Here is a 12,436-nt window from a genome sequence, read left to right as displayed (position 1 = left end):
GGCGGCGGGGAGACTATCGTTGTCAGCTTATTCTTCCAGGTCGAGCGTCATGAACTGTCAGGACACGCGCGCAAGGCAAGACATGCAGTCAGGGTCGCCAACCTTGACTGCTGAGCAAGGTGAGCCTTTCAAAGAAGCTGCCGCCGACGGTTTTGCACTTGGCGGTTTCACCTGGCGTCAGTTCTTGCCTGATAGCCAACGCCCAGTAGTGATCATCAGCGCCGCCACGTCGGTACGTTGCCGCCACTACTCGCGTTTCGCGGCTTATCTGTTCGCAAACGGCTTCGACGTGATGACCTACGACTACCGCGGCATCGGCGAATCACGATCCGCGTCGATCAAAGGCTTGAACGCCTCGTGGACAGATTGGGGCGCACTGGATTTCGAAGCGATGCTCAAACGCGCGCAACGGGAGTTTCCCGGTCAGCCGATTGACGTAGTCGGCCACAGTTTTGGCGGTTGCGCGGCAGGTTTGGGCGAGTCCGGGCGGGTTATCCGACGGCTGGTCACCGTTGGTGCGCAGTTCGCCTACTGGCGCGATTACGCCCCCGAACAGCGCTGGCGCATGTTCGGCAAATGGCATGTGCTGATGCCGTTGCTGACGCTGTTCTGCGGCTTTTTCCCCGGTAAGCGACTCGGCTGGCTGGAAGATACGCCGACCGGCGTTGTACGCGACTGGAGCACGCCCACCGCGCGTTACGAACAGCGCCCCAGTGGTCGCGCGTTGATGAAAAAGAACGGCACCCTGCCCTTTTCCAATGTTCGCGCGCAGACCTTGGCCATCAGCATCAGCGACGATCCTTACGGCACAATTGCGGCGATCGAACGCCTGCTCGGCTACTTCGACAACGCTGCAAAAACCCACCTGCGCATCGAGCCGCAGGACATCGGCGAACAACAAGTCGGACATTTCGCCTTTTTTCGCAGCGCATACCAAGCCACACTATGGCCCATCGCTCTGACCTGGCTGCAAACCGGCGCACTGGCCCACGACACACCCGGGCGGCAAGTCCCGCGCAGCTGAGCCCCTCTCAACGCACGACGGAACACATCATGGCCTCCGCCAACAAGCAGCAGAAACGCGCCACCCGGGCCAAAGCCAAGGCCAAGCAGAACCGCACCAAACGCGCCGAAGCGCCGGTCGAACTGGACCCGAACGATGATCGCATCGACTTCGAATCGGTGGACTTGACCGAGCTGTTCAAGAAAATGATCGACGCCGAGAAGATCAGCCAGCAAGCGCTGTGCAGCGCATTCCTCGAAGACCCGCTGCTGGAACTGGTTTATGAGCAGGAAGGCGAAGAAGGCGCGATGGATTTCATCCTCGCCGCGCTGATCGAGTATCGCCAGTGGTCGCAGGAAACCGACGAAGCCGGCGCGCTGGCGTGGATCGAATCCCCGGCCTTCCAGGCCGACTATGTGGCGGCGTCCGACGCGATTGCCGCACAAACCCAACAGAAGAACTGAGTTCCCATGGCATCCCTGAACAAGCAACAGAAACGCGCCAAACGCGCCAAGGCCAAAGCCAAGCAAATCCGTATGGTCGGCCGCAAGCCACTGGAACAGGACGAAGACCTCGACCACCTCGCCGAGCCGATCCCGGAATACACCCTGGCGATGTTCAGCAAAATGCGCGACGCCGAAGCCATCAGCCGCAACGAGATGCTGCTGACCCTGCTGCGCGAACTGGCGTTCGTCATTGTTGATCATCCAGAACTGCTGGACATGGAAAACGCCGACAACGAAGGCATGGCCGCCACCCACCTGGCCGCCGACATGTTGATCGACTACCGCATGTGGGCCGAAGGCGTAACGATCGAAGAGGCCCAGGCCTGGTTGAGCGAGCCACAGTTCATCACCGATTTCGGGGTTGCGCTGGATGCTTATGGCAAGTCGGTGGAAGCGCAGGAAGACAAGAGCGAATAAACCACGCTCACAAACAAAAACGGCCGCTCGTCATCACTGACAGCGGCCGTTTTGCATTACGTGTTACGGATCAGTTCAACACCACCGCACCACGTTTTTCCAGCTTGCGACGGCGTGCCACCAACAGACCGGCAGCCACCACCATCAGGCTCAGCAGGCCAGTTGCGAGGATCTCCACGCGGTGCGCTTCCTGGAACAGCATGATGGTCAGGGCCGCGACGATGAAGATGATCACCGCGTAGGTCAGGCCCGGGAACAGCCACATGCTGAAGACGATTTTCTCGCCGCGCGCCATGCGTTGTTTTCGCATGCGCAGTTGCGAGAAGGCGATCACCAGGTACACCAACAGTGCGATGGCGCCGGAGCTGGCCAGGAGGAATTCGAACACTGCGGCCGGGGCCACGTAGTTGGCGAAGGTGCACAGGAACGCCGCGCCGGTCGACAGCATCACTGCCCAGTAAGGCGTACCGCTTTTGTTGGTGCGGGTCGACATGGCCGGTGCATCGCCACGCTTGCCGAGGGAGAAGAGCATGCGCGACGAGGTGTACAGCGCCGAGTTCAGGCAACTGGTCACAGCAACAAGTACCACGATGTCGACGATCATTTTCGCGTTAGGAATGCCCATGCGCTCAAGCACGGTCTGGTAGGAACCGAGGTTGGCCAGCGTAGGATCGTTCCAAGGCACCAGGGCCACAACGATGAAGATCGATACGAGGTAGAACAAGCCGATCCGCCAGATCACCGAGTTGGTGGCCTTGGAGATTTGCTTGCCCGGGTTTTTCGATTCCGCGGCCGCGATGGTGACGATTTCGGTACCCATGAAGGAGAACATGGTAGTCAGGATTGCACCCAGTACCGCGCCCATGCCGTTGGGCAGGAAGCCGCCGCTGTCGAACAGGTGCGAAACGCCGCTGACCTGGCTGTTCGGCAGGTAGCCGAAGATCGCTGCAAGACCGAGGGCGATGAAGCCGATGATCGCCAGCACTTTGATCAGCGCGAACCAGAATTCGAATTCACCATAGTTCTTCACGCTGAACAGGTTGGTGACGGTCAGCAGCATGGTGATGATCAGCGCGAACGCCCAGATGCCGACATCAGGGAACCATGCATGGAGGATGGTCGCGGCGGCGTTGGCTTCCAGTGGAATCACCAACACCCAGAACCACCAATACAGCCAGCCGATGGTGAAACCGGCCCAGTGCCCGATGGCACGGTCGGCGTACGTCGAGAACGAACCGGTGTCCGGCGAAGCAACAGCCATTTCGCCGAGCATGCGCATCACCAACACCACCAGAGTACCGGCGGCGGCGTAAGCCAGCAGAACGGCAGGGCCGGCGGCGGCGATGGCGTGGCCGGAGCCAACGAACAGACCGGCGCCGATGACACCGGCGATCGACAACATGGTCACATGACGCGGTTTGAGCCCCTGTTCGAGGCCATTGGAGCTTGGGGTACTGCTCATCGAAACTACCTTTGCAAGGAAAGCGATTGCGTCCGGCCCGTCTGGAATTTTCTTTCTCGTAAAAAGAAACCAACGGGGCGTTCCGGATTCTGCACGCAATAAATGCGCCAAAATGTTTCAAAGTCTTCTGGGCTGCGGTTTTGCGCGAGACCGGACAGTCATCGCAAGTCCTTGAGATTAATGGCGATTCGCCAGAACGTTACCCTGCGACTCACTTTCAAGATGAATCAGCGCACCAGAAACACACTGAAAAAGTGTGGGATGCACAATAAAAGGGCGATTCAGGAACGTTCGGCCGGATAGCGCTTCCAACACCCCGCCAAAGCTGGCAACATCGCGCCTTTTTTTACGCGACACCCGCGGGTTTGCACGATCAAACACCCGTTCGGTTGTTGATGGGGCGACAGTCTGCTGCGCCGATGCGACAACCAGCCACACGCCACCCGTTAACCGCTCGCAGCGCTGTTGGCTGCCATTGAAACGCTATGCTAGCTTGGCCGCCTCGCCAGGACGGCCATCCAACAGCTGGAGCGCAACATATATGAGGAACGCACATGGCTGAGGCCACGCCCGCGCTTGAAATCCGCAACTTGCACAAACGCTACGGACAGCTTGAGGTGCTCAAAGGCATCTCGCTGACCGCCCGCGACGGCGATGTGATCTCGATCCTCGGTTCCTCCGGTTCCGGCAAGTCCACGTTCCTGCGTTGCATCAACCTGCTGGAAAACCCGCATCAGGGCCAGATTCTGGTGGCCGGTGAAGAACTCAAGCTCAAATCCGCCAAGAATGGCGAACTGGTTGCCGCCGACGGCAAACAGATCAATCGCCTGCGCTCCGAGATTGGTTTTGTATTTCAAAACTTTAATCTGTGGCCGCACATGAGCATCCTCGACAACATTATCGAGGCACCGCGTCGCGTGCTCGGCCAGAGCAAGGCCGAAGCCATCGAAGTCGCTGAAGCGCTGCTGGCCAAGGTCGGCATCGCCGATAAGCGCCACGCCTATCCGGCGCAATTGTCCGGTGGTCAGCAACAGCGCGCAGCAATCGCTCGCACGCTGGCGATGCAACCGAAGGTTATCCTGTTCGACGAGCCCACCTCGGCGCTTGACCCGGAAATGGTTCAGGAAGTACTTAGTGTCATCCGCGCATTGGCCGAAGAAGGCCGCACCATGCTGCTCGTGACCCACGAAATGGGTTTCGCCCGTCAGGTCTCCAGCGAAGTGGTGTTCCTTCACCAAGGCCTTATAGAAGAGCAAGGATCGCCTCAGCAGGTGTTCGAAAACCCGCTTTCGGCGCGCTGCAAACAATTCATGTCCAGCAACCGCTAACGGAGCAACATGCATGCAGAATTTCAAGAAGGTCTTCCTGGCCGCCGCCGTCACCCTCGCGTTCAGCGCCGGTGCCATGGCTGAAACCCTGAAGATGGGCATCGAAGCGGCCTACCCGCCGTTCAACAACAAAGACGCCAGCGGCAACGTGGTCGGCTTCGACAAAGACATCGGCGACGCTCTGTGCGCGAAGATGAAAGTCGAGTGCACCGTGGTCACTTCCGACTGGGACGGCATCATCCCGGCCCTGAACGCGAAGAAGTTCGACTTCCTGATCTCCTCGCTGTCGATCACCGACGAGCGCAAAGGCGCGGTCGACTTCACCGACCCGTACTACTCGAACAAACTGCAATTCATCGCACCGAAAAACGTCGACTTCAAAACCGACAAGGACTCCTTGAAGGGCAAGTCCATCGGTACCCAGCGTGCCACGCTGGCCGGCACCTGGCTGGAAGACAACTACGGCAGCGATCTCAACGTCAAACTCTATGACACCCAGGAAAACGCCTACCTCGACCTGACCTCCGGTCGTGTTGACGCGATCCTCGCCGACAAGTACGCCAACTATGACTGGCTGAAAAGCGACGCGGGCAAGAACTACGAGTTCAAGGGTGATCCGGTTGTAGAAAGCGACAAGATCGGCATCGCTGTGCGTAAGGGCGACCCACTGCGTGAGAAGTTGAACGCTGCTCTGAAGGAAATCGTCGCCGACGGTACCTACAAGAAGATCAACGACAAGTACTTCCCGTTCAGCATCTACTGATCCTGACCTGTGGGACTGGCGCCCTGATGCAGTGGCGCCGGCTCCCGACTTTGCCTGCCGCAATTTGAACAGAATTCCATGATTATCGACCTCTACGGATTCGGCCCGGCCCTCGCTGCCGGCGCGCTGATGACCGTCCAACTGGCTCTCACCGCCCTGTGCCTGGGACTGGTGCTCGGTCTGCTCGGCGCCTTGGCCAAGACTTCCCCGTACAAGCCGCTGCAATGGCTTGGCGAAACCTACTCGACCATCGTACGTGGCGTGCCGGAACTGCTTTGGGTTCTGCTGATCTACCTCGGCACCGTCAAGACGATGAATGCCATTGGCGAATACTTTGGCAATCCAGACCTGGCGCTAAGCCCCTTTGTGGCGGGCGTAACTGCACTCGGACTGTGCTTCGGCGCCTATGCCACGGAGGTATTTCGTGGCGCCATCCTGGCCATTCCGAAAGGACACCGTGAGGCCGGTCAGGCCCTGGGCCTGTCGAAATGGCGGATCTTCACCCGGTTGATCATGCCGCAGATGTGGCGCATCGCCCTGCCCGGCCTGGGCAATCTGTTCATGATCCTGATGAAAGACACCGCTCTGGTGTCGGTCATCGGCCTGGAAGAAATCATGCGCAATGCGCAGAACGCCGTGACCTTCGCCAAGCATCCATTCACCTTCTATCTGGTCGCAGCCGTCATGTATCTGGGCCTGACCATACTGGCGATGGCCACCATGCACTTTATGGAAAAACGCGCCGCCCGTGGCTTCGTGAGGACGACGTAATGGAATGGGAAGTCATCTATAAGTGGCTGCCGAAGTTCTTTCAGGGCGCCGTCCTGACACTCGAACTGGTGGGCATCGCCGTTATTCTCGGGTTGTTGCTGGCGATCCCTCTGGGCATCGCGCGCTCCTCCAAGCTCTGGTTTGTTCGCGCATTTCCTTACGCTTACATCTTTTTCTTTCGTGGCACTCCGTTGCTCGTACAACTGTTTCTGGTCTACTACGGCCTGGCTCAGTTCGACGCCGTACGCGACAGTTTCATGTGGCCGTATTTGCGAGAACCCTTCTGGTGCGCTGTCGCCACGATGACCCTGCACACTGCCGCCTATATCGCCGAAATCCTGCGTGGCGCCATTCAAGCGATCCCGCCGGGCGAGATCGAAGCCGCGCGTGCACTGGGCATGTCCAAGGCCAAGGCATTGTTCTATATCGTCCTGCCGCGCGCCGCGCGCATCGGCCTGCCGGCCTACAGCAACGAAGTCATCCTGATGTTGAAGGCCAGTTCTCTGGCGAGCACGGTGACCTTGCTCGAACTCACCGGCATTACCCGCACGATCATTGCCCGCAACTACCTCACCGTGGATATGTTCTTCACCGCAGGCGTCATTTACCTGCTGATGTCGTTTGTTCTCGTTCAGGCATTCAAACAGCTGGAGCGATGGTTGCGCGTCGATGCCTGCCAAGGGCGTTGACTCCTCCTGCGTGCTGACGGGCGAGGAGTTACTCGCCCGCTTCACCGCGCTGGATGCTTTTTTGATTGAGCATCAGGCGCTGTGGAAACCTCGTCCGTTCACTCATCTGCAGCTTCCATGGGAAGCGTCCTACCCGAAGTTGGCCTTGTGGCTACGAGGACGGTCGCTGGACGATGCAGAAAACGCACACAACCAACCTGCTGATCTTGCCGAAGCGCCGGAGCCATTTGCTTCATTGGCAGCGATATCGGCTGAGCTGAGCGCTGTCGGTCAGTTGCCGGGGCATGCGCTGGAAGCTGCGGTGCATCGCTTGAATGTCGATGTGCCGGGGCGCAAGTGGCAGCAGATCGAAGCGTTTGCCAGTCGCTTGTCTTTTGCCTCGCAGCCGACGCATTGGCTGGATTGGTGCTCGGGCAAGGGTCATTTGGGTCGGCGCTTGTTGGACTCGGGGCAACAACTGACTTGCGTTGAATACGACCCTCTGTTGGTCGCCAGCGGTCAGGCCTTGAGTCAGCGTCATCACTTACATGCACTGCATGTCGAACAGGATGTGCTTGCGGCGGACGCCCCAGCCGTATTGAACGCCACCCATACACCCGTCGCTCTCCACGCCTGCGGGGATCTGCATGTACGTTTGATGCAACTGGCCAGCGCTGCAGGTTGCCAGCAAATGGCGATCGCGCCCTGCTGCTACAACCGCATCAGTCGCAGCGAATATCAGGCATTGTCTTGCGAAGGATCGGTATCGCTCCTACAGCTCTCGGTAGAAGATCTGGCGCTGCCGATGAGCGAAACCGTCACCGCCGGTGCTCGCGTCCGACGTCAGCGTGACACCTCGATGGCTCGACGACTGGCCTTTGACCTACTGCAACGGCAAGTGCGCGGCGTCGACGAATACCTGCCGACGCCCTCCCTACCCAGCGCCTGGCTGGAAAAACGGTTCGCTGATTACTGTCGAGATCTGGCTGCGCTCAAAGAGTTATCCACAATCGGTGCGCCAGATTGGCCCGCACTCGAAGCAGCCGGTTGGCAGCGATTGGCCGAAGTTCGCAATCTGGAATTGCTTCGCGGATTGTTCCGACGGCCGCTGGAGCTTTGGCTGAATCTGGATCGAGCGCTTTTCCTTCAAGAACAGGGCTACACCGTCCGCCTCGGCACCTTCTGCGACACCCCGCTGACTCCGCGTAATTTGCTGCTACTGGCCGAACGCGTTTAAAACATCACAGCCTGTGGATAACTCTGTTGATGGTTTTCCCATGGATCCAATATCTGCGCCTGTTTCGCTGCGTTAACAGCACTGGTCATTTTTTGTTCAAATGAATAAAAAACCTGTAAAACAGGGATTTGCGAACAAAATGAGAATGGCTTCACAAAACCCCGCCTGAGTCCGATTTCGTGGCTCTCAGTTGTGCATAAGCTGCCAATCAAAACGACATAACCGCCGAATAATGGGCTTACCGAGCGAATAATTGCGGCCTCACGAAAGCCGAAACTCAACTGCCTGTCCTGCAAAACAGCCCTATCGTGCGTAGGGTACACATGCTGCGTTGCGCATCGCGCAGCGCTTAATTTACTGCGATGCAAAAATAGTCTGAATTCAGGGGTTTACAGGATCTTCCCAATCGCTATAATCGTCGCCCACAACGCCGGTATAGCTCAGTTGGTAGAGCAACTGACTTGTAATCAGTAGGTCCCGGGTTCGACTCCTGGTGCCGGCACCATACAAGGTTCCAGAGAAGGCTTTCAAAATCTCTGAAACCCCCGAAAAACCCGCCTTCTGGCGGGTTTTTTCGTTTTGGCGTTCCGTCGGATTCCGCCAAAATCTTATAGATACCAGCCGTGTTAAGGATAAAGATAGGGGTAAGGTCATTCGATAAAGGGAGGAGTACCCTTATGTCGCGCACCACTGCCCCACTCTCCGATTCGGCTTGCCGTTCAGCCAAGCACACCGACCGCGCCTACAAGCTTTTCGACGGCGACGGCCTCTACCTTTTAGTCCAACCCAATGGCCGCAAAGGCTGGCGTTTCAGGTATGTAAAACCTGATGGTCGTGAAGGACTGACCTCGTTCGGCAACTACCCCGTGGTCGGCCTCGCCGATGCGCGCAAGAAGCGCCTGGAGGTCAAACGGATGCTGGAGGAAGGGCTCGACCCCATCGAGTCCAAACACCAGGCCAAGACGCAAGCCACAATCCGAGGCCGAACCTTTGAGAGCGCAGCCTTGGACTGGCACAAAGCGATGTCTGCCAAATGGGCTCCGGGACATGCTAAGACGGTCCTGAGCCGTCTCAAAACCCATGTTTTTCCACTAATCGGTGATCGCGCTATTGTCGACCTAGACACTCACGACTTAATGCAACCTCTGGAAGCAATCCAGAAGCGTGGCACGATTGACGTCGCGTTAAGGGTACAAAACTACCTGCAAAGCATCATGCGCGAGGCGAAACGAGCTCGACAGATCGCGGCAAACCCTGCCTCCGACCTTGAGGGTTTGATCAAAGCCTCGAGGGTAGTTCACCGCCCAGCTTTACCCTTATCGCGTTTGTATGAATTGCAGGAGCGCATCGACACCTACAAAGGACGAACGCTGACTCGGCTGACAGTCATGCTCTCGCTACATGTGTTTGTCCGCTCCAGCGAACTGCGCTTCGCCCGCTGGAGTGAGTTCGACCACAAGCGCGGCAGCTGGGAGATACCGGACACTCGGCCCGCGTTGGACGGAGTACCCTTTTCAACAAGAGGTACGAAGATGGCCGGGGACATCCACCTTGTACCCTTATCCCCGCAAGCCGTGACCCTGCTTGAACAGATCCGCACCCTCACCGGCGAATTCGACCTGGTATTTGCAGGCGATGCCAACCCTTCGAAACCGATGTCTGAAAACACGGTGAACAGCGCGCTTCGAAATATGGGTTACGACACCAAAACCGAAATCTGTGGCCATGGCTTCCGCTCGATGGCCTGCAGCGCACTGATCGAGTCAGGATTGTGGTCGGAGACAGCCATTGAACGGCAGATGAGCCACAAGGAGCGCAACAACGTCCGCGCCGCTTACATCCACAAGGCCGAGTTCATCGAGGAGCGCAGGCTGATCATGAACTGGTGGAGCCGGTACCTGGAAGCCAACCGTGAAGAGCATGTCACTCCGCATGAGTTCGCTAATCAGATTGGGGCGAATGTTACCCGGATGAAGGTGAAGCGGATCAATGATTGAATCCGCCACCCAGGTCACTGAGACAGTCCTGCTATGGGAGGATGCCTAAAACCTCAGGCGTCAAGATCTGAAGCCCAATCCCAGACAACAGACTTGTGCCCAACACGAAGAGAGCTACTTTCAACACCAAACGAATACCACCGCCGAATCCTTTATGACGCAACAAATAGCTGGCAACAATCTTCCTGTAACCATCACCGTGGCTAAACGCATAGATGATCGCTACCGCGAAGACAAACCATGCAGCGCGCTCGGGATGAGGCATTGTGATTATCGTCAACGCCAAACCGACACAAACAAAACCAATGCTATTAACCTTCTTGAAATAGCTCTTGGCGATGGCTTCATCTTCATCGTCCAGAAAGAAATTCGGTCTCATTGATATGCTCCTTTTGAGATCACAGTGCCGATCACCATGTCATCCAGTCACAGATTAAGAACTCTCTCTGACCGTTTCCACCCAAAGCAGGTGCATTACCCCCGCAATTGACAGGAGCATGTCACTCCAAACGAATTCGCGAACCAGACCGGAGCGAACATCACTCGCCTAAAAGCAAAACGTGGCGCAACCGAGTAAGCGCTCGGTCTTCATATCTCAGTGATCTGTCCACGCGGGTCCATCCAAACAGGGCTGCAAAGCCGCCCTGTTTGGATGGACCTCACTTAAAAAATCTAAAGCCCACGCAACTATCTGTGGAAAACCACAGATTTCCACCGGTGGATAATTTCATCCACAACCGCAGAACTCCCAAAAATTCGAGCCTTGACCCGAATTATCCACAGGCGTAGAAAAGATCGGGCAAAGCGCTGTCGCTGACAGCAACCCCAGGTAGCCAGAACCTTTAAGGCTACGCCACACCGTGGTGGTTCTCCCAAAGTGCGATTAGCGTCCGGCGGCTCGCACGGTCACAGCGATGTGATGGATGCCTACTTTTAACAGTGCGCCCACTGCGGCAACTCACCCCCTTTCATAGCCGCCCTGCAGCAACCTATCCGCTTGGCCATTCCGTGCGCCAACCTGCGCCCGTCTCTTTCTCCCGGAAAGAGACGGGCGCTCCTACCGCTGCTGCAGCCCAACTCGTACAAGGCTTTGCGGCATTCCCCCTCGTGATAATCGGCGTGACAAACACCGAAGTCACCAGCAACAGCGATGCAGATGATGGTGCCGCAGCCCACGGAATGGACTGCACCTGACTGACAGTCAGGCATGCCCCGTTCATCGCATCACTGCCTTCACCTGACTCAGGATTTCGCGGCACCGGTCTCGTCAGCCAGTGCAGCCTCCACCCGCCCACTTCCTCGGAAGTGTTCAGGAGGCCAGATCATGAGATGCCCAAGCTCCCGGTCGTAAGGAGCCGCCAGTCCCGCGTTAGTGGACAACCCTCACAGGTCGCAGGGGCCTTGATCCCTGATAACACTCAACATTCGTGGCGGGATGACGTGGGGAAAGTTTCAAAGGTTTGGCTTCGGGAGGAGTTTGATCATGGCACTGGTGGGCAGGCGAGATGGACGCAATTTTGGTTACGGTCGGCAACTGAGCTATGCCGGGCCGCAGGCATTGCGGGACCTGTTTGGCGGCGGGCATTACGGCACGGTCAAAGCGCACAGTGATCGATGGCAGGCGTTTGTACGGCCCCGCACGGAACATCCTCCATCAGCACAACCTCAAAGGCTTCCACGAATTGCGCGCGGCTTATGCATGCGAACGTTATGAGCAGATCACTCATCACCTAGCGCCCATCAACGGTGGCAGGTGCAGGCGCCTCGATCCACGCCTTGATCGAGAGGCACGCTTACAAATCAGCTATGAGCTGGGACACGGTCGAATCGACGTGGTATCGGCGTACATCGGTGGTCGGGTATGAATAAACCATTCGATATGGAGATCTTCTTGGCTGGGGCACTGACTGGAGCACATGCCACACGCGAACGTCACATCCGCCAGGCCAAGACTATTCAAGCAGCCATTTCTGAACGCTGGAACCGAGATAATCCATGGACATGGCAAAGAAAGCATCTCGTTTGGTTTTTGAACCACCACATGAACTCAAACTCGAAATCGACGCGCTACTACTACCTGCTGACCACAAGCCTGATCACTCTGCGCCTAGGAAAATCCTGGAATTTTCAACGTTAGCCGAATGCCAGCAACTGCGCGCTCTGTATCCCTAACTGGCAGATTGAGCCAGCCAACGATTTGATTGGGATTAGGGCGGGCCTCTTGAGCCCCTGAACCTAACCTCTGTTGTTTGATAACCTCTATGTTTTACTGATGGACTGAGGG

General features: G+C 57.3%; 13 protein-coding genes, 1 tRNA gene and 1 pseudogene. 12 read left to right on the top strand and 3 right to left on the bottom strand.

Annotation, left to right across the window (positions count from 1 at the left end):
- Window positions 1-82: 82 nt before the first annotated feature.
- The 3 genes from ACWR1S_RS15390 to ACWR1S_RS15380 are packed head-to-tail and all read left to right on the top strand — an operon-like array spanning window position 83 to window position 1,926.
- Window positions 83-1,024 carry an alpha/beta hydrolase family protein gene (locus tag ACWR1S_RS15390; RefSeq protein ID WP_454564089.1) on the top strand — a complete coding sequence of 314 codons (942 nt, stop codon included), beginning with the start codon at window positions 83-85 and terminating at the stop codon, window positions 1,022-1,024.
- Window positions 1,025-1,053: 29 nt separating this feature from the next.
- Window positions 1,054-1,467: a hypothetical protein gene (locus tag ACWR1S_RS15385; RefSeq protein WP_016986326.1), complete on the top strand. Its 414-nt coding sequence runs from the start codon at window positions 1,054-1,056 to the stop codon at window positions 1,465-1,467.
- Window positions 1,468-1,473: 6 nt separating this feature from the next.
- Window positions 1,474-1,926 (top strand): hypothetical protein, encoded by a 453-nt coding sequence (locus tag ACWR1S_RS15380; RefSeq protein WP_064117023.1) that lies wholly within the window; start codon window positions 1,474-1,476, stop codon window positions 1,924-1,926.
- A 70-nt stretch (window positions 1,927-1,996) separates the two neighbouring features.
- On the opposite strand, the gene gabP is transcribed toward ACWR1S_RS15380, so the two are convergent.
- The gene (gabP, locus tag ACWR1S_RS15375; RefSeq protein WP_454564088.1) at window positions 1,997-3,388 is read right to left on the bottom strand and encodes a GABA permease; all 1,392 of its coding nucleotides are present in this window, start codon (window positions 3,386-3,388) and stop codon (window positions 1,997-1,999) included.
- A 554-nt stretch (window positions 3,389-3,942) separates the two neighbouring features.
- On the opposite strand from gabP, the gene ACWR1S_RS15370 reads away from it, so the two are divergent.
- From ACWR1S_RS15370 to ACWR1S_RS15350, 5 genes are all read left to right on the top strand, one after another.
- Window positions 3,943-4,716 (top strand): ABC transporter ATP-binding protein, encoded by a 774-nt coding sequence (locus tag ACWR1S_RS15370; RefSeq protein ID WP_108224284.1) that lies wholly within the window; start codon window positions 3,943-3,945, stop codon window positions 4,714-4,716.
- Window positions 4,717-4,729: 13 nt separating this feature from the next.
- A complete protein-coding gene (locus ACWR1S_RS15365) occupies window positions 4,730-5,479 on the top strand; it encodes an ABC transporter substrate-binding protein (RefSeq protein WP_122609212.1) in 750 nt (249 codons plus the stop codon).
- A 78-nt stretch (window positions 5,480-5,557) separates the two neighbouring features.
- Window positions 5,558-6,250 (top strand): ABC transporter permease, encoded by a 693-nt coding sequence (locus tag ACWR1S_RS15360; protein ID WP_095047149.1) that lies wholly within the window; start codon window positions 5,558-5,560, stop codon window positions 6,248-6,250.
- Window positions 6,250-6,939: an ABC transporter permease gene (locus tag ACWR1S_RS15355; protein WP_099757735.1), complete on the top strand. Its 690-nt coding sequence runs from the start codon at window positions 6,250-6,252 to the stop codon at window positions 6,937-6,939. The genes ACWR1S_RS15360 and ACWR1S_RS15355 overlap by 1 nt, the downstream gene beginning before the upstream one ends.
- Window positions 6,920-8,155, top strand: coding sequence for a methyltransferase (locus ACWR1S_RS15350; protein WP_454564087.1), 1,236 nt, complete (start codon window positions 6,920-6,922; stop codon window positions 8,153-8,155). Before ACWR1S_RS15355 ends, ACWR1S_RS15350 begins: the two co-directional genes overlap by 20 nt.
- Here the strand turns inward: ACWR1S_RS15350 and ACWR1S_RS15345 are convergent.
- Window positions 8,152-8,436, bottom strand: coding sequence for a hypothetical protein (locus ACWR1S_RS15345; RefSeq protein WP_454564086.1), 285 nt, complete (start codon window positions 8,434-8,436; stop codon window positions 8,152-8,154). The two genes, ACWR1S_RS15350 and ACWR1S_RS15345, sit on opposite strands and share 4 nt — an antisense overlap.
- Window positions 8,437-8,584: 148 nt before the next feature.
- On the opposite strand from ACWR1S_RS15345, the gene ACWR1S_RS15340 reads away from it, so the two are divergent.
- Window positions 8,585-8,660: transfer RNA gene (locus ACWR1S_RS15340), tRNA-Thr, on the top strand.
- 172 nt (window positions 8,661-8,832) lie between these two features.
- The gene (locus tag ACWR1S_RS15335; RefSeq protein WP_454564085.1) at window positions 8,833-10,152 is read left to right on the top strand and encodes a tyrosine-type recombinase/integrase; all 1,320 of its coding nucleotides are present in this window, start codon (window positions 8,833-8,835) and stop codon (window positions 10,150-10,152) included.
- 31 nt (window positions 10,153-10,183) lie between these two features.
- Here ACWR1S_RS15335 and ACWR1S_RS15330 read toward each other — a convergent pair whose 3' ends face one another.
- Window positions 10,184-10,531, bottom strand: a complete 348-nt coding sequence (locus ACWR1S_RS15330) for a hypothetical protein (RefSeq protein ID WP_041475665.1) — start codon at window positions 10,529-10,531, stop codon at window positions 10,184-10,186.
- 1,104 nt (window positions 10,532-11,635) lie between these two features.
- Between ACWR1S_RS15330 and ACWR1S_RS15325 the strand changes: the two are divergent.
- A pseudogene (locus ACWR1S_RS15325) lies at window positions 11,636-12,017 on the top strand (hypothetical protein).
- Window positions 12,014-12,289 carry a hypothetical protein gene (locus ACWR1S_RS15320; RefSeq protein WP_080932528.1) on the top strand — a complete coding sequence of 92 codons (276 nt, stop codon included), beginning with the start codon at window positions 12,014-12,016 and terminating at the stop codon, window positions 12,287-12,289. The pseudogene ACWR1S_RS15325 and the gene ACWR1S_RS15320 overlap by 4 nt, the downstream one beginning before the upstream one ends.
- The last annotated feature ends 147 nt before the right edge of the window (window positions 12,290-12,436 follow it).

It is taken from the genome of Pseudomonas sp. AIG (assembly GCF_977020205.1).
The sequence above is the reverse complement of the archived record's forward strand: the minus strand, read 5'-3'. Positions and strand labels throughout refer to the sequence as shown.